This is a genomic window from Nocardia farcinica, assembly GCF_001182745.1.
Taxonomy (GTDB): domain Bacteria; phylum Actinomycetota; class Actinomycetes; order Mycobacteriales; family Mycobacteriaceae; genus Nocardia; species Nocardia farcinica.
Map to the genome: position 1 here is coordinate 207,589 of NZ_LN868939.1, position 16,071 is coordinate 223,659.

A 16,071-nucleotide genomic window follows, 5' to 3' on the forward strand; every position below is an offset into this window, starting at 1 on the left:
CCGTGCCGTGTTGGCTGCTCACGCACCGCCGGGGTAGTCCATCCAGAACGGCTCCCACTGGTGCCCGTCGGGGTCGAGGAAGGTGCGGCCGTGCATGCCGACCTCGGCCTCCTGCGCCCGCTTGTCCTCGTTGACCTCCTCGCTCCCGCCCGCGGCCAGGGCGGCTTCGGTCAGCGCGTCGACCTCGGCGGCGCTGCCCAGCGAGAGCGCGTAGGCCGCACCGGTCGCACCGGTGGTCTCGGCCACCGGACGCTTGGTGAAGGTCTGGAAGTACTGCCTGGTGAGCAGCATCAGGCAGATGTTGTCGTCGACGACGATGCAAGCGGCGTTGTCGTCGGTGAAATCCTCGTTCAGCTTCCAGCCGAGCGCCTGGTAGAAGTCCTTGGACCGGGACAGCTCGCGGACCGGGAGATTGATGAAGATCATCTTGCTGCTCATGGCCGTTTCCTCTCGGGTACGTAGGGTCACCGGTAGAGACGACCGCCGTGACACGAACTCATCGGTACCCGGATACCACCCTCGTCAGAACCCTGTCGTGTGTCGGTGGGCTGTGGCAGGGTGACGTCCATGAGCGACTCGACCGTTGCCGCCTCCCCCGCCACTCCCGGTGCCTCCGTGGCCGCCGCCGGTGCCCCGGGCGCCGATGCCGACGTGCTGGCCTCGTTCGAGGCGCATCGGCGTGAACTGTGCGCCTACGCCTACCGCATGCTCGGCTCGTCCTTCGAGGCCGAGGACGCGGTGCAAGAGACCTTCACCCGCGCCTGGAAGTCCTACGGCTCGTTCGAGGGCCGCGCCAGCCTGCGTTCGTGGCTGTACCGCATCGCCACGAACGTCTGTCTGGACATGCTCGACGGGCCGCAGCGCCGGGCCAGACCCATGGACCTGTCCGGTCCTTCGCGCCCGGATTCGCCGCTGCCCGCACCGCAGCCCGACTACGTGTGGGTGGAGCCGATCCCCAACGCGCTGGCCTTCGGCGCCGACCCGGCCGAACACGCGGCCACCAAGGATTCGCTGCGGTTGGCGTTCGTGGCCGCCTGTCAGCATCTGCCGGCCACCCAGCGGGCCATCCTGATCATGCGCGAGGTGTTGCGGTTCTCGGCCAACGAGACGGCCGAGGCGCTCACGATGTCGCCCGCCTCGGTCAACAGCGCGCTGCAGCGGGCCAGGGCGACGATGTCGAAGGTGCGGCCCACCGCCACCGACGACTACGACGAGACCGACGAGAACCAGCGCAAGCTCGTCGACGAATTCGTCACCGCGTTCGAGGCCTACGACATGGACGCGCTGACCGCCCTGCTCAAGGCCGATGTGGCGCTGTCCATGCCGCCGATCGAGCTGTGGGTGCGCGGCCCGGAGAACGTCGCAGCCTTCATGCGCGGTCACGGCAGCGGCTGCGAAGGCTCGCGCATGGTCCGCCTCGAGGGCGCCAACGGCCTGCCCGCGTTCGGCCACTACAAGCGCACCGACACCCCCGGGGTGTACGCGCCGTGGTCGATCACCGTGCTCGAGTTCGACGGCCCCGTCATCAGCGGCCTGAACTTCTTCCTCGACACCGAACGCCTCTTCCCGCTGTTCGGCCTACCCATGGAACTGCGCGAGCCGGCCTCCTGAGCTCCCCGGGGCGTACGAACGACACCGCCACGGCTGCCGCGCCGTCAGCGGTGGAAGCAGACCAGGGTCTCGCCCCGGCGGGCACAGTGCCGCAGCCAGCCGCGCGGTTGCCCGAGCTCTCGCACCGCCGTGCCCGCACCGGGACAGGCGTCTTCGAACGCTGGCAACTCGTGCCGACCGCCGGCGAGCAAGGTGCGGAAGGCCTGTTCGGGGTCCGCGGCGCACCGGGCACCTGACCATAGCGGGACCGGCCGGCCGCGGTCGCGGCCGGCCGGTCCGGTGCCGGTGGTCAGGAGGCGGGGACGTACCGTTCCCGCAGCTTGCGCTTGTAGAGCTTGCCGTTGGGGTCGCGCGGGAGCTCGTCGAGGTAGTCGATGGAGCGGGGCATCTTGTACTTGGCCAGGCGGGTGGCGGCGAAGGCGAGCAGTTCCTCGGTGAGTGCCGCGTCGGCCTCGACGCCCTCGGCGGGCTGCACCACGGCCTTGACCTCCTGGCCCCAATCCTCGTGCGGGATACCGAAGACCGCGACGTCGGCCACCTTGGGGTGGGTGATGAGCACGGTTTCGATCTCGGCCGGGTAGATGTTCACCCCGCCGGAGAGGATCAGGTCCGAGCGCCGGTCGCAGAGGTAGAGGTAGCCGTCCTCGTCCAGGTAGCCGATGTCGCCGACGGTGAACAGGTCGCCGACCCGCGACTCCTCGGTCTTGGTCTTGTCGTGGTGGTACTCGAAGCTGGAGGCGCCCATCTTCATGTACACCAGACCGGTCTCCCCCGGCGGCAGCTCCGAGCCGTCCTCCTCGCTGAGCACCTTGATCACCGAGTACGGCCACGCCTTGCCGACCGAGCCGGGCTTGCGCAACCACTCCGCACCGCTGATGACGGTGCCGCCGCCCTCGGTGGCCGCGTAGTACTCGGTGACCGTCGGCCCCCACCACTCGAGCATCCTGCGCTTGGTCTCCTCCGGGCACGGCGCGGCGCCGTGCACCATGCTGCGCAGCGAGGAGACGTCGTACTTGGCGCGCACCTCGTCGGGCAGTGCGAGCAGCCGGTGGAACTGGGTGGGCACCATGTGGCTGTGGGTCACCCGGTGTTTCTCGATGAGCCGCAACATCTCCTCGGCGTCCCATTTGTCCATCAGAACCACCTTGTGGCCCAACTGGATCGAGATGGTCGCGAAGTTCAGCACCGCCGTGTGGTACAGCGGTGAACCGCAGATGTGCACGTGGTCGTCGTAGGGCTGTAGCCCGAACAGCGCGAAGAACGAGGTGTTGGCCGGGGACACGACGTCCGGGTCGGCCCCGGTGAGCGGGCGGCGGACGCCCTTGGGCCGCCCGGTGGTTCCGGAGGTGTAGAGCATCGGCGCGCCGGTGGTGCGGTCGTCCGGGCGGCCGGCGTCGGCGTTGCCGAGCTCGGAAAGCGGTGTGAAGCCGTTGATTTCGCCGACCGAGAACCGGGCCGAGGCCGGCAATCCGGCCTCGTCCGCGGCCGCCTCGGCCGCGGCGGCGAAGCGCTCGTCGGCGAAGAACGCCTTGGCCTCGCTGTCGGAGAGGATGTAGGCCACCTCGGGACCGGTGAGATGCCAGTTCACCGCCACGATGTAGAGGCCGGACTGGTAGGCCGCGAAGTAGGCCGCGATGGCCTCGACGCAGTTGTGCACCATGCTCACCAGCACGTCGCCGGTGCGCAGGCCGAGGTCACGTAGACCTGTGGCGTACCGGTTGGCGAGCGTGGCCAGTTCGCGATAGGTCACCTCCCGTCCCGACGGATCGACCAACGCGATCCGATCGGGTTCGGCGTCCGCGATGTTCCAAAGACCGAGAATTTCTGACTCCTGCGTCGTCACCCCATCGAATTTAGAACGTGTTCTACTGTTCGACAAGGGGTGCGAGCCGATGCAATTGCTCGACGTCGGGCACCGACACCAGCATCATGGTGACCCCGGCGGCCTCCCAGACCTTCAGTTGCTCGCGCACGTGGTTCTCGTCGCCGATGATCGCGGTGTCCAGGATCAGCTCGTCGGGCACCGCGGCCGCGGCCTCGGCCTTCTTGCCCGCCTGGAACAGCGCGCCGATCTCGTCGACCTCGCGGTCGTAGCCCATCCGGCGGTAGACCTGGGCGTGGAAGTTGAGCTCGGGCGCGCCCATCCCGCCGATGTAGAGCGCCATGATCCAGCGCATCCGCTCCAGTTCGGCCGCCGGGTCGTCGGTGATCACCACCTGGCAGCTGGCCGCGATCTCGAAGTCCTCCCGGGTGCGGCGCGCGCCCGGCCGGGCAAAGCCCTCGTCCAGCCACCCGTGGTACATGTCGGCCAGCCGCGGCGCGAAGTAGATCGCCAGCCAGCCGTCGGCGATCTCGGCGGTCAGCGCGACGTTCTTCGGCCCCTCCGCGCCCAGCCAGATCGGCAGATCCGCACGTAGCGGGTGCACGATCGGCTTGAGCGGCTTACCGAGGCCGGTCGCGCCGGGCCCGGTGTAGGGCAGCGGGTAGTGCGGGCCGTCGCTGGTCACCGGCGCCTCGCGGGCCAGCACCGTGCGGATGATCCCGACGTACTCCCTGGTGCGCTGCAACGGCTTGGCGAACGGCTGGCCGTACCAGCCCTCCACGACCTGCGGCCCGGACACACCGAGGCCGAGCACCGCCCGTCCACCGCTGAGATGGTCGAGGGTCAGCGCGTGCATGGCGGTGGCCGCGGGCGTGCGCGCCGACAACTGCACCACCGAGGTACCCAGGCGCACCCGCTCGGTGCGCGAGCCCCACCACATGAGTGGACCGAACGCGTCCGAGCCCCAGGATTCGGCGGCGAACACGGCGTCGAAGCCGGCCGCCTCGGCGGCCACCACCAACTCCCCCGCGTTCGCGGGCGGCTGCGCCATCCAATATCCGAGTTGCAGTCCGAACTTCATCATCGACCCTTTCCCGCGCTAACTACTAGACACCAGAATAAGAACCTGTTCTACTCGATAGCGTGACCGAGGGGAATAGCGCATCCGGCGTAATCACGCCGCCGATGCGCCGGGTCGGGACGCGGGCGGGAATGAACACCGCGGCGTCGGCGCGGTCGCGTCCGGCGCGGTGCGAGCCCGGGGGATCGGGGCGGGAACGGACACTGCTGAGAAAGGGTCGGAATTGAGCACCAGCACGGCACCCGATGTGCTGAGCGCACCCCTGCGGATGCGCTTCGACTACACCAGGTCGGTCGGACCGACCATCGGAAGATTCCTGACCGGTCTGCGGGCGCGCAAGATCGTCGGCGTCCGCGGCTCCGACGGCCGGGTACTGGTGCCGCCGCCGGAATACGATCCGGTCACCAGCGAAGCACTCACCGAATTCGTCGACGTCGCCGACACCGGCACCGTGAGCACGTGGACCTGGGTGCGCGACCCGCTGCCCGGCCAGCCCTTCGACCGCCCGTTCGCCTGGGCACTGATCACCCTGGACGGCGCCGACAGCGCGCTACTGCACGCGGTGGACGTGGACTCGCCCGACCAGATGCGCACCGGAATGCGGGTGCGGGCCCGCTGGGCGGAGCAGACCGAGGGGTTCATCAAGGACATCGTCTGCTTCGAGCCCGGCGAAACCTCCACGGCACCGGCCACTCCCGTCGACGAGGGCGAGCCGGTCACCATGATCACCACGCCGGTCGACCTGTCCTACAAGCACACCGCCTCCCCGCAGGAGACGGTCTACCTGCGCGGGCTGGCCGAGGGCAAGCTGATCGGCGCGCGCACCGACGCCGCGGGCAAGGTGTACTTCCCGCCGCGCGGGGCCAATCCGACCGACGGTAGGCCCACCGAGGACTACATCGAGTTGTCCGACCACGGCACCGTCACCACGTTCTGCATCGTGAACGTGCCGTTCCTCGGGCAGCGGATCAAGCCGCCCTACGTCGCGGCCTATGTGCTGCTCGACGGCGCCGACATTCCGGTGCTGCACCTCGTACTGGGTTGCGACGCAAGCGAAGTGCGCATGGGCATGCGGGTGAAGGCGGTCTGGAAGCCGCGCGAGCAGTGGGGCCACGGGCTCGAGAACGTGGACCACTTCGAGCCGAGCGGGGAGCCCGACGCCGACTACGAGACCTACAAGCACCACCTCTGAGAGGCATGCACGTTGACTGACAACGCCACCGACATCGCGGTCGTGGGCTTCGCGCACGCACCGCACGTGCCGGAGACCTACGGCACCACCAACGGTGTCGAGATGCTGGTGCCCTGCTTCCAGCAGCTCTACACCGAACTCGGAATCACCAAGTCCGACATCGACTTCTGGTGCTCGGGCTCCTCGGACTACCTGGCCGGGCGCGCCTTCTCCTTCATCTCCGCGGTCGACTCGATCGGCGCGGTGCCGCCGATCAACGAGTCGCACGTGGAGATGGACGCCGCGTGGGCGCTCTACGAGGCGTTCGTGAAACTCAAGTCCGGCCAGGCGCGCACCGCGCTGGTGTACGGCTTCGGCAAGTCCTCGGCCGGCACGCTGCGCCAGGTGCTCACCATGCAGCTCGACCCGTACCTGGTCGCGCCGCTGTGGCCGGACGCCCTGTCGATCGCGGGCCTGCAGGCGCGGGCGGGCATCGACGCCGGTCGCTGGAGCGAACGGGACATGGCGGCGGTGGCCGCGGGCGCGGGCGGCGACGTCGACAGCCTGCTGGACGCGCCGTACGTGGCCGACCCGCTGCGCGCGCACGACGTCGCACCGATCACCGACGGCGCCGCGGCGATCGTGCTCGCGGTCGGCGACCGGGCCAGGGAGTTGTGCGAACGCCCGGCCTGGATCACCTCGATGGCGCACCGCATCGACACCCCGGTGCTCGGTGCCCGCGACCTGACCGTCTCCCCCTCGACGGCGAAGGCGGCGCAGGAGGCGACCGGCGGTGATCTGAGCGGGTTCGACATCGCCGAACTGCACGCGCCGTTCAGCCACCAGCAGCTGATCCTCGCCGAGGCCATCGGTCTGAAGCCGGAGACCACCGTCAACCCGTCCGGCGGCGCGCTGGCCGCCAACCCGATGTTCGCGGCGGGTCTGGAACGGATCGGCTTCGCCGCGCGCGCCATCATGACCGGCACCGCGGGACGCGCGCTCGCGCACGCCACCAGCGGCCCGGCACTGCAGCAGAACCTTGTGACCGTCCTGGATTCGGAGGCGAGCCGATGAGCTTCCCGGCCGCGGTGCTCGGCACCGGACAGACCCATCACGTGACGAAGCGGCACGACGTGTCGATGGCGGGCATGTGCCGCGAGGCGATCGATCGCGCGCTCGCCGACGCCGGGCTCACCATCGCCGACATCGACGCGGTCGTGGTGGGTAAGGCGCCCGACATGTTCGAGGGCGTCATGATGCCCGAGCTCTTCCTCGCCGACGCGCTCGGCGCCTCGGGCAAGCCGCTGATCCGCGTGCACACCGCGGGCTCGGTCGGCGGCTCCACCGGCATCGTCGCCACCAATCTGGTGCAGGCCGGTGTGCACAAGCGCGTGCTGGCCGTCGCCTGGGAGAAGCAGTCGGAGTCCAACGCCATGTGGGCGTTGTCGATCCCGGTGCCCTTCACCATGCCGGTCGGCGCGGGCGCGGGCGGCTACTTCGCCCCGCACGTGCGCTCCTACATCCGCCGCTCCAACGCGCCCAGCCACATCGGCGCGATGGTGGCCGTGAAGGATCGCCGCAACGGCGCGAAGAACCCGCTGGCCCATCTGCGTCAGCCCGACATCACCCTGGAGTCGGTGCTGGCCTCGCAGATGCTGTGGGATCCGATCCGCTTCGACGAGACCTGCCCCTCCTCCGACGGTGCCTGCGCGATCGTGCTCGGCGATGCCGAGGCCGCCGAGCGCGTGGAAGCCGAGGGCCGGAAGGTGGCGTGGGTGCACGGCACCGCGATGCGCACCGAGCCCACCACCTACGCCGGTCGCGACCAGGTCAACCCGGAGGCGGGCAGGCACGCCGCGGCCGCGCTGTGGGAGGCCGCGGGCATCACCGATCCGCTCGAGGAGATCGACGCCGCCGAGATCTACGTGCCGTTCTCCTGGTTCGAGCCGATGTGGCTGGAGAATCTGGGCTTCGCCGCCCCCGGTGAGGGCTGGAAGCTCACCGAGAAGGGCGAGACCGAGATCGGCGGCCGCATTCCCGTCAACCCCTCCGGCGGCGTGCTGTCGTCCAACCCGATCGGCGCCTCCGGGCTGATCCGGTTCGCCGAGGCGGCCAAGCAGGTGATGGAACGGGCGGGCGATTACCAGGTCAAGGGCGCGCGCAAGGCGCTCGGGCACGCCTACGGCGGCGGCTCGCAGTACTTCTCCATGTGGGTTGTCGGGTCGGAACGTCCGCGGTCATGACGGCGCCGCTGCAGTTCACCGTCGGCATCGCGCTGAGCCCGCTCGACCAGCTCACCGCGCTGGCCGTCACGGCCGAGGAGTGCGGGTTCTCCTCGGTCGCGCTGCCGGATTCGCTGTTCTACATGCAGTCCCAGGCGGCGAAGTACCCCTACACCGCCGACGGCAGCCGCTTCTGGGGCCCGGACACCCCGTGGGTCGACCCGCTGATCGGTGCGACCGCGATGGCCGCGGTGACCAGCCGCATCCGCTTCTACACCAATGTGCTGAAGCTGGGTTCGCGCAATCCGCTGCTGCTGGCCAGGCAGGTCGGCTCGGTGGCGAACCTGTCGAACAACCGTTTCGGCTTCGGCGTCGGCATCGGCTGGGCGCCGGAGGAGTTCGAGTGGTGCGGCCAGCCCTATGCCCGGCGCGGTGCCCGGGTGGACGAGATGATCGAGGTCATCAAGCTCGTCCTGGGCGGCGGCATGGTCGAATTCCACGGCGAGTTCTACGATTTCGAGCCGTTGCAGATGAGTCCGGCGCCGAGCGCGCCGGTGCCCTTCTACATCGGCGGCCACACCGAGGCGGCGCTGCGTCGCGCCGCCCGGGTGGGCGATGGGTGGACCTCGGCGATGATGACCTTCGACGAGCTCACCGCCACCATCGGCAAGCTCGACGCGCTGCGCGCCGAGTTCGACCGGTCGGCGGAACCGTTCGAGATCCAGGCGGTCTGCGTGGACAGGGGCGGCCGGGCCGGATACCAGGACCTGGCCGACGCCGGGGTGACCGACGCGATCGTGGTGCCCTGGCTGCTCGAGGGCATCGGCTTCGACGGCGAACTCGCGGCCAAGCAGGACGCGTTGCGCCGGTTCGCCGAGAAGTACATCGCCGATCCGATCGTCGGAAGGGACGCACGATGACGACCGTCACCGATCACCCCGCCCGCACCGCGGGCCTGGCCTCCCAGGCGGCCGTGCGGGCCCGCGACAAGCAGGCGTGGCTGGCCCTGTTCGCCCCCGACGCGGTGGTGGAGGATCCGATCGGGCCCTCCGGATTCGATCCCGAGGGCAAGGGCCACCACGGCACCGAGGCGATCGCCGCGTTCTGGGACAAGGCCATCGCCCCCACCGAATCCATCGAATTCCTGTTCGGCGATTCCTTCGCCTGCGGGAACGAGGTGGCCTTCACCGGCGTCATCCGCAGCCGCCTGGGCGGCCACGTGATCGACGCCGAAGGCGTGTTCACCTACCGCGTCGACGCCGCGGGCAAGCTCGCGGCGCTGCGCGCCTACTGGGAGGTCGACCGCGCCATGCGGACCGCGCGACCGGCGCAGTGAGAGACTCGCCGCCCCTCCCCTCGGGCGGCACGGCAAGGGCCCCCGAACGGCATGGTTCGGGGGCCCTTGTCGCGGGTTCGGCTGCCGCGCTCAGTGCGAGACGGGGCAGCGGGCCGCGGTCTTGTAGTCGACCGGGAACTCCTTGATGCCGTTGAGCCAGCCCGAGCGCAGTCGCTTCGGATCGCCGAGGCGGGTGATGTCGGGCAGGTGGTCGGCGATGGCGTTGAAGATCAGATCGATCTCCAGCCGGGCCAGGTTGGCGCCGATGCAGAAGTGCGCGCCGGTGCCGCCGAAGGACAGGTGCGGGTTGTCGGCGCGCATGATGTCGAACTTGTAGGGGTTCTCGAAGACGTCCTCGTCGAAGTTGGCCGACCGGTAGAGCAGCACCAGGCGCTGGCCCTTCTTGATCTGCACGCCGCCGAGCTCGGTGTCCACCAGGGCGGTGCGCTGGAAGGACGTGACCGGCGTGGCCCAGCGGATGATCTCGTCGGCGGCGGTGGCGGGGCGCTCCTTCTTGTAGAGCTCCCACTGGTCGGGGTTCTCCAGGAAGGCGATCATGCCGTGCGAGATGGCGTTGCGGGTGGTCTCGTTGCCCGCCACGGCCAGCATGATGACGAAGAACCCGAACTCCTCCTCGGTGAGCTTGTCGCCGTCGACGTCGGCTTCGATCAGCGTGGTGACGATGTCGTCGGCCGGGCAGGCCTTGCGCGCGGCGGCCATCTGGTAGGCGTAGCCGAGCACCTCGGCCGAGGCGGTGACCGGATCGGCGTCGTTGTCCGGGTCGTCGTAGCCGGTCATCTGGTTGGACCAGTTGAAGACCTTCATGCGGTCCTCCTGCGGGATGCCGATCAGCTCGGCGATCGCCTGCAACGGCAGCTCACAGGCCACCTGGGTGACGAAGTCGCCCGAGCCCGCCGCGGCCGCCGCCTTGACGATCTGCTCGGCCTTGGCCGACAGCTCCGCACGCAGGCCGTTGATGGCGCGCGGAGTGAAGCCACGGGAGATGATCTTGCGCAGCTTGGTGTGCTCGGGGGCGTCCATGTTGAGCAGGACGATGCGCTGCAGCTCGATCTGCTCGCGCGAGATGTCGTCGTTGAAGCGCGGGATGGCGGTGTTCTCGAAGTTGGAGAACACATCGCTGCGCCGCGACACCTCCTTGATGTCGGCGTGCTTGCTGACGACCCAGAACCCGTCGTCGTGGAAGCCGCCGACCTCGGGCGGCTGGGGGTTCCACCAGATGGGAGCGGTCCGACGGAGCTCGGCGAATTCTTCGACCGGAACTCGCTCGGCGTAGATGTCCGGGTCCGTCACATCGAACCCGTCCGGAAGATTCGGGCGAGCGCTGCGGGTCTCAACCACCAGATGTCTCCTTCGACAAACTGAAACACGTTCTACAATCAATTCCAGCACAGCAGGCTGTACTAGTAAAGAAGCGCGGCACATACTGCTGGCACACGTTCCAGTTTTTCATGTTCGTTCGCATCAGGAGGAAGAATCGAGATGGGCACACCCGTCATCGTCGAGGCCGCTCGCACCCCGATCGGCAAGCGCGGCGGCTGGCTCGCCGGCCTGCACGCCGCCGAACTGCTCGGCCTCGCCCAGCGCGGACTGCTCGAACGCGCCCACCTGGATCCGGCCCTGGTCGAGCAGGTCGTCGGCGGCTGCGTCACCCAGGCAGGCGAGCAGTCCAACAACATCACCAGGGTCGCGTGGCTGCACGCGGGCCTGCCGTGGCAGGTCGGCGCCACCACCATCGACGCCCAGTGCGGCTCGGCCCAGCAGGCCAACCACCTGATCGCCGGCCTGATCGCCGCCGACGCCATCGACATCGGCATGGCGTGCGGTGTCGAGGCGATGAGCCGGGTTCCGCTGGGCGCCAACGTCGGCGAGAACGCCGGCCCGCGCCGCCCGGCGTCGTGGAGCATCGATCTGCCGAATCAGTTCGAGGCCGCCGAGCGGATCGCCAAGCGGCGCGGCATCACCCGCGACGACGTCGACGAGTTCGGGCTGCGCTCCCAGCGCCTGGCCGCCCAGGCCTGGGCGGAGGGTCGTTTCGAGCGCGAGATCATCCCCGTCACCGCCCCCGCCGTCGACAAGGAGGGCACCCTCACCGGCGAGAAGCTCGACGTCACGCGCGACCAGGGGCTGCGCGAGACCACCAAGGAGGGCCTGGCCAAGCTGAAGCCGGTGCTGGAGGGCGGCGTGCACACCGCGGGGAGCTCCTCGCAGATCTCCGACGGCGCGGCCGCGGTGCTGCTGATGGACGAGAAGGCCGCCGAGCGAACGGGTTTGCGGCCGCGGGCGCGTATCCGCACCCAGGTGCTGGTCGGCGGCGAGCCGGAGTTCCACCTGGACGGACCCGTGCAGGCCTGCTCGCGCCTGCTGGAGCGCTCGGGTATGAGCATCGGCGACATCGACCTGTTCGAGATCAACGAGGCCTTCGCCTCGGTGGCGCTGTCGTGGGCGTCGGTGCACAAGCCGGACATGGATCGGGTCAACGTCAACGGTGGCGCGATCGCCCTCGGCCACCCCGTCGGCTCCACCGGATCGCGCCTCATCACAACCGCTTTGCACGAGCTGGAGCGGACCGGCGGCGCCACGGCGATGATCCTGATGTGCGCCGGTGGAGCCATGGCCACCGGTACCATCATCGAACGGATCTAGCGGCGCGCCAGAGCCTTTGGACCCAATTCCCCTTCGGTGGTTGAACGTTCATCCCCGGGAGCCGAAAACGTGTCGTACGCCACACATCCCACGGACCGGGCAGGTAGATGAGATGTCAGCTATCCGTCGGCTATCATCGGATGAATCGGGAAGGGCCTTGCGACGGGGCAGAACCGGAGCGTACCGCCGGTCTCCTAGAGACGTTGGCATGACCCGCAAACGCGGCGGTCGCGACGGCTCCCCCGTGCCCAGGGCCGGATTCCTCGAGGAAAACCTGAATCAGGCGTAGGTTTTCAGTTACTGAGCCGCTAATATCAATGATAGGTATCCGAGATAACGTCTGTTAGTACAGCGAAGGGAATTGGGCGGCTCACAATGGCTGATTTCGCGGCGCGGCTGAACAAGCTGTTCGAAACCGTGCATCCCCCGGGGCGCAAGCCACACACCAACGCGGAGGTTGCGGCTGCGCTGACCGCCTCCGGGCATCCGATCTCGAAACCGTATCTGTCCCAGTTGCGGTCGGGGCAGCGGACGAATCCCTCGGATGAAACGGTGGCGGCACTGGCCAAGTTCTTCAAGGTCAAGCCGGACTACTTCTTCAACGACATCTATGCCGCCAAGATCGATCACGATCTCGAGCTGCTGTCCCAGCTGCAGGGCTACGGACTGCGACGGCTGTCGAGTAGGGCTTTCGACCTCTCCGAAGAATCACAGAACCTGCTGACCTCCATGGCGGAGAAGTTGCGGGCCAGCGAAGGCTTGCCCGAGATTCCTCCGGACGGAACGGAATAGGGGTTCTCCCACAGCGCAGCGCAGTGCGGCTTTCGGGTCGCACTGCGCTGCGTTGTGCACGAGCTCACCGCGCGAGAGGCGGTGCGGTGCAGCGGCGATGGGAGGCGAACCAATTCGCCTATTGTCCGCCTCGTGGTAAGTCACAGATGTAAGTGCAGGCGCGAGTACATTTTCACGAACGGATACCTGACTACACCAATTGGAATGTGCTCGCGCCCAGCCGCGATTCCATGACATGTCGTGGAAGCGCGATTGTCGGCACTCGGGTGACCACACAGCGACTGCCTCCGGACAGTCGCCCCCGGTTCGTCACCGTGACGCGGTGTGCTCCAGCACCGGGGTGTCCACGGTGTCGAAGGCGCGGGCGATGGCCCGGACCCAGCCACGGGGACTCACACCCTCCGGCGGCGCGATCCACCGCGCGTCGATGACGATGTCTCCCAGGGGGTTCCTGGCCCAGCGCGCGACCCGCTCGGCCCGCTCGGGGATGGAGGCGGGCGGCGCACCGGCCGCGGCCAACTCCACGCCGCCACCGGACTGCAGGTACAGCGCGTCCATGATCTGGGCGACCTGATCCGAAGCACGCAGCTGAGTGGAGGAACTCGGCTGTTCGTGCGCGATCACCTCGGGGAAGCGCTTGATCATGGTGCGGTGCAGCGCGCGGGTCTGGCGCAGCACCGCCCTGGCCCGCATCCACAGTTCGACCACGATCCACACCGCGCCCAGCGCGATCAGCAGCGCGGCGATCTCCCAGGCCTGCCAGCCCCAATTCGGTTCGCCCGCCGGTGCCGCCGGCTCGCCGACCCAGGCGCGCCGGACCTCGAGCACGGCGAGCAGGCCGGTCAGCGCGGTGCCGGTGGTGTAGATGGCGATGCCGCGACCGAGCGCGGTCCAGTCCAGGTTGCGCAGTCCGGTGACGACGATGAACACACAGGCCAGTGCGAGCGCGCACCAACCGAAGGTGAACGACCACACCAGGGTCGCGGCGATCACCAGCGTGCCCGCCCCGTAGATCACCAGGGCGATCTGGCGCAGGTTGCGCCGGGAGACGACCGGCCAGGCCGCCGCGGCCACCACCGATGTGGCGGTGGCGAAGACCAGCCAGGCCGCGACCTGCACGCCGTCGGCGAGCATGCCGGGCGGCGCGCCCTCCGGCAGCAGATTGTCCACGGCGAGCGCGATTTCCGGCACCGCGAGGGTGGCGGCGACCGCCGCCGCGGCGACCGCGACGACGATGGCAACGCGGGCGGTCGTGGCGGGCTTCACCAGCACCCGGCCCACCCGGGCCCCGGCGGCAACCCAGACCAGCAGGGCCGTCAACCAGAGAGTCATCCGAGAGCCTCATCGAATCGAAGGACCGAGACGCCTGCGCCCCGGTTGTTGAAGACGCGCAAGCGGGTCATCAGCATCGCGGCGAAGGTCTCCGCCTCCCATTCGGCCAATTCGTCGGCGCCGTCGTCCACGATCTGCTGATGGGCCCGCTGGCTCAGCATGTACGCGATGAGATCGTCACTGGCCTCCAGGGTGACCTCGGTGGCGGGGGCGCCCTCGTGGTCGAACACGATGTGGCCGAGTTCGTGGGCCAGCGTGTGCTCGCGGCTCGGCAACGCGGTCGCGAGGACGATCACGTCGCGGTCGGGGTAGAAGCGGCGCTGCCCGCACACGCCCGGGCCCAGTTCGGCGTCGGCGATCTCGATCATGCGCTGCCGCTCGGCCGCGATGGCGAGCACCACCTCGTCCAGCGTGGTGGCGTCGAAGTCGGCGGCCACCGCGCACACCGCGTCGACCGCGGCGGCGACCCGGCGGTAGGACCGCGAGCTACTCTGCGTCCTGCTCTGGCTCATGGCCTACCTCTCACGACCTCGGGCCGAAGAACTCGGCGCGAGCGGCGTCCACCCGTGCCTGGGCGGCGGACGCGCTCTGGAAGCTGACCGCGCCCGCACCGGCCGCCGCCAGCGCCATCGCCGCCAGACCGCCGATCACCGACAGCGCGTTGGGCGCGGGCAGGCCGTCGTCGGCACTGGTCGGCCGGACATCGTGAGTCGGCGCGGCCGCCTGGGGCGCGGGGGCCGACGGCGCGGCGGGGCGGGCGCCTGGGGTGCCGGCGCGGGTGCGGGCGCCTCCGGTGCGGCGACGGCGATCGGCGGCAGGCCCGGCGCGGACGGCAGCGCGGGGGCGGCAGGGACGGCGGGTGCCGCGGGGACGCCGGGCGCGGGCGGAATGACCAGCGGTACCGAGGGCGCCTCGGGGGCCGGTGGCGTGGGGAGCGGGATCAGCAGCAGCAACAACGGTGAGGCGGAACCGAGCGCGGCCGAACCCACCGCGGCCGAGCCGAGTCCGGCCGAACCGGCACCGGCCGAGCCGAGACCGACACCCGCGGATCCGACACCGGCCGAGCCGACGCCCGCCGAACCCACTCCGGCGGAACCGACGGCGGCGGAACCGACGCCTGCCGAGCCGACCGCCGCGGAACCGAGCGCGGCACCGCCGACGCCGGCCGAGCCCAGCGCGGCGCCGAGACCGGCGGAACCCGTCGCGAGGCCGAGCCCGAGACCCGCCGAGCCGGTGCCGAGGCCGAGGCCCAGCCCGGCCGACCCGGTGCCGAGCACGGCGCCGACCCCTGCGGAACCGGTGACCAGGCCGACTCCCAGGCCCGTCGAACCGGTACCGAGCACGGCGGCCAGGCCGGCCGAGCCGGAGCCGAGCAGGATGCCGCCCGCGGCGGAACCGGTCGCGGCCGAACCCGCGCCCGCGGAACCCGCGGCACCGGCCGAGCCGGACGCGGCGGAGCCGATCTCCTCGGCAGCCGGGCTCTGGGTGGCCGGGGGAAGGGAGAGCGACGGGCCGACCGGGCCCGCGTCGGCCGGCGAGCTACCGCTCGAGCCGGGGCCACCGGCCGAACCGGACGACAGCGGGCCAGCGGGTGAGCCGGTCGGCGAGGTCGTGGTGGACCGGACACCCGGAGCAGCGCCGGACACCGGTGCGGGATCGCCGTTCGGGCCGGTTCCCGTCTGGTTCCCGGCACCGGTCGAGTTGGCGGAGCGACCCGGCCCGGTGGGGGTGTCAGGACTTCCCGGGCCGTGGCCGCCGGACGAAGCACCGTTCCCGGGTGGGGCCGCGGGCGCCGAATGGGCCGGCGGCCCGCCCTGGGGATCACCGTCCGGCTTGGCCGCGGCGCCTCCCGAACCGAGCAGCGCAATGCCGGCAACAGCACTCGCTACTGCCAACGCACGGAACGTGCGACCAACGGCCATGCGCCAGCCTTCCCCTCTGTACAGCGCAAATCTTGCCCGGTCGCGACTTCATCCGGGACTTTTCGTGCAACGGGTGCACATCCTAATGTGCCGCCCGCATGACTGCAGGAAAAGGTAG

General features: G+C 69.8%; 16 protein-coding genes. 8 read left to right on the top strand and 8 right to left on the bottom strand.

Translation table 11 applies throughout. The annotated features are described in order from the left end of the window. Window positions 1-18: 18 nt before the first annotated feature. Complete coding sequence (locus tag AMO33_RS18060) at window positions 19-438, bottom strand: VOC family protein (RefSeq protein WP_011207059.1); 420 nt, start codon at window positions 436-438, stop codon at window positions 19-21. Between the two features lie 129 nt (window positions 439-567). On the opposite strand from AMO33_RS18060, the gene AMO33_RS18065 reads away from it, so the two are divergent. Then, window positions 568-1,611: a sigma-70 family RNA polymerase sigma factor gene (locus tag AMO33_RS18065; protein WP_011207058.1), complete on the top strand. Its 1,044-nt coding sequence runs from the start codon at window positions 568-570 to the stop codon at window positions 1,609-1,611. Between the two features lie 289 nt (window positions 1,612-1,900). Here AMO33_RS18065 and AMO33_RS18075 read toward each other — a convergent pair whose 3' ends face one another. Next, window positions 1,901-3,454 (bottom strand): acyl-CoA synthetase, encoded by a 1,554-nt coding sequence (locus tag AMO33_RS18075; protein WP_060593674.1) that lies wholly within the window; start codon window positions 3,452-3,454, stop codon window positions 1,901-1,903. 22 nt (window positions 3,455-3,476) lie between these two features. Next, a complete protein-coding gene (locus tag AMO33_RS18080; protein ID WP_060593675.1) occupies window positions 3,477-4,514 on the bottom strand; it encodes an LLM class F420-dependent oxidoreductase in 1,038 nt (345 codons plus the stop codon). A gap of 268 nt (window positions 4,515-4,782) precedes the next feature. On the opposite strand from AMO33_RS18080, the gene AMO33_RS18085 reads away from it, so the two are divergent. The 5 genes from AMO33_RS18085 to AMO33_RS18105 are packed head-to-tail and all read left to right on the top strand — an operon-like array spanning window position 4,783 to window position 9,243. Continuing rightward, window positions 4,783-5,706, top strand: coding sequence for a Zn-ribbon domain-containing OB-fold protein (locus tag AMO33_RS18085; protein WP_060593676.1), 924 nt, complete (start codon window positions 4,783-4,785; stop codon window positions 5,704-5,706). A 12-nt stretch (window positions 5,707-5,718) separates the two neighbouring features. Continuing rightward, window positions 5,719-6,759 carry a thiolase domain-containing protein gene (locus AMO33_RS18090; protein ID WP_060593677.1) on the top strand — a complete coding sequence of 347 codons (1,041 nt, stop codon included), beginning with the start codon at window positions 5,719-5,721 and terminating at the stop codon, window positions 6,757-6,759. Then, window positions 6,756-7,928, top strand: coding sequence for a thiolase domain-containing protein (locus AMO33_RS18095; protein ID WP_060593678.1), 1,173 nt, complete (start codon window positions 6,756-6,758; stop codon window positions 7,926-7,928). Before AMO33_RS18090 ends, AMO33_RS18095 begins: the two co-directional genes overlap by 4 nt. A gap of 8 nt (window positions 7,929-7,936) precedes the next feature. Then, window positions 7,937-8,827 (top strand): TIGR03619 family F420-dependent LLM class oxidoreductase, encoded by an 891-nt coding sequence (locus AMO33_RS18100; protein WP_060595027.1) that lies wholly within the window; start codon window positions 7,937-7,939, stop codon window positions 8,825-8,827. Next, a complete protein-coding gene (locus AMO33_RS18105) occupies window positions 8,824-9,243 on the top strand; it encodes a nuclear transport factor 2 family protein (protein ID WP_060593679.1) in 420 nt (139 codons plus the stop codon). The genes AMO33_RS18100 and AMO33_RS18105 overlap by 4 nt, the downstream gene beginning before the upstream one ends. A gap of 90 nt (window positions 9,244-9,333) precedes the next feature. Here the strand turns inward: AMO33_RS18105 and AMO33_RS18110 are convergent, their stop codons facing one another. After that, a complete protein-coding gene (locus AMO33_RS18110) occupies window positions 9,334-10,602 on the bottom strand; it encodes a cytochrome P450 (protein ID WP_011207050.1) in 1,269 nt (422 codons plus the stop codon). A 141-nt stretch (window positions 10,603-10,743) separates the two neighbouring features. Between AMO33_RS18110 and AMO33_RS18115 the strand changes: the two genes are divergently transcribed. Together AMO33_RS18115 and AMO33_RS18120 are read left to right on the top strand one after the other, a co-directional pair. Beyond that, window positions 10,744-11,907, top strand: coding sequence for a steroid 3-ketoacyl-CoA thiolase (locus AMO33_RS18115; protein ID WP_011207049.1), 1,164 nt, complete (start codon window positions 10,744-10,746; stop codon window positions 11,905-11,907). Window positions 11,908-12,282: 375 nt separating this feature from the next. Beyond that, window positions 12,283-12,699 (top strand): helix-turn-helix domain-containing protein, encoded by a 417-nt coding sequence (locus tag AMO33_RS18120; protein ID WP_011207048.1) that lies wholly within the window; start codon window positions 12,283-12,285, stop codon window positions 12,697-12,699. 309 nt (window positions 12,700-13,008) lie between these two features. Here the strand turns inward: AMO33_RS18120 and AMO33_RS18125 are convergent, their stop codons facing one another. Genes AMO33_RS18125 through AMO33_RS18135 form a run of 4 tightly spaced genes read right to left on the bottom strand, consistent with a single transcriptional unit; the run spans window position 13,009 to window position 15,677 of the window. Further along, window positions 13,009-14,031 carry a hypothetical protein gene (locus tag AMO33_RS18125; protein ID WP_060593680.1) on the bottom strand — a complete coding sequence of 341 codons (1,023 nt, stop codon included), beginning with the start codon at window positions 14,029-14,031 and terminating at the stop codon, window positions 13,009-13,011. Next, window positions 14,028-14,543, bottom strand: a complete 516-nt coding sequence (locus AMO33_RS18130) for an ImmA/IrrE family metallo-endopeptidase (protein ID WP_011207046.1) — start codon at window positions 14,541-14,543, stop codon at window positions 14,028-14,030. The genes AMO33_RS18125 and AMO33_RS18130 overlap by 4 nt, the downstream gene beginning before the upstream one ends. Window positions 14,544-14,553: 10 nt before the next feature. Beyond that, the gene (locus tag AMO33_RS32630; protein WP_261307349.1) at window positions 14,554-14,682 is read right to left on the bottom strand and encodes a hypothetical protein; all 129 of its coding nucleotides are present in this window, start codon (window positions 14,680-14,682) and stop codon (window positions 14,554-14,556) included. Further along, window positions 14,679-15,677 carry a hypothetical protein gene (locus AMO33_RS18135; protein WP_060593681.1) on the bottom strand — a complete coding sequence of 333 codons (999 nt, stop codon included), beginning with the start codon at window positions 15,675-15,677 and terminating at the stop codon, window positions 14,679-14,681. Before AMO33_RS18135 ends, AMO33_RS32630 begins: the two co-directional genes overlap by 4 nt. Window positions 15,678-16,071 lie beyond the last annotated feature (394 nt).

Bases quoted from the DNA above. Each gene is read 5' to 3' on its own strand.
- AMO33_RS18060 (WP_011207059.1), bottom strand. From the start codon at position 438: ATGAGCAGCAAGATGATCTTCATCAATCTCCCGGTCCGCGAGCTGTCC.
- AMO33_RS18065 (WP_011207058.1), top strand. From the start codon at position 568: ATGAGCGACTCGACCGTTGCCGCCTCCCCCGCCACTCCCGGTGCCTCC.
- AMO33_RS18080 (WP_060593675.1), bottom strand. From the start codon at position 4,514: ATGAAGTTCGGACTGCAACTCGGATATTGGATGGCGCAGCCGCCCGCG.
- AMO33_RS18085 (WP_060593676.1), top strand. From the start codon at position 4,783: ATGCGCTTCGACTACACCAGGTCGGTCGGACCGACCATCGGAAGATTC.
- AMO33_RS18095 (WP_060593678.1), top strand. From the start codon at position 6,756: ATGAGCTTCCCGGCCGCGGTGCTCGGCACCGGACAGACCCATCACGTG.
- AMO33_RS18105 (WP_060593679.1), top strand. From the start codon at position 8,824: ATGACGACCGTCACCGATCACCCCGCCCGCACCGCGGGCCTGGCCTCC.
- AMO33_RS18115 (WP_011207049.1), top strand. From the start codon at position 10,744: ATGGGCACACCCGTCATCGTCGAGGCCGCTCGCACCCCGATCGGCAAG.
- AMO33_RS18120 (WP_011207048.1), top strand. From the start codon at position 12,283: ATGGCTGATTTCGCGGCGCGGCTGAACAAGCTGTTCGAAACCGTGCAT.
- AMO33_RS18125 (WP_060593680.1), bottom strand. From the start codon at position 14,031: ATGACTCTCTGGTTGACGGCCCTGCTGGTCTGGGTTGCCGCCGGGGCC.
- AMO33_RS18130 (WP_011207046.1), bottom strand. From the start codon at position 14,543: ATGAGCCAGAGCAGGACGCAGAGTAGCTCGCGGTCCTACCGCCGGGTC.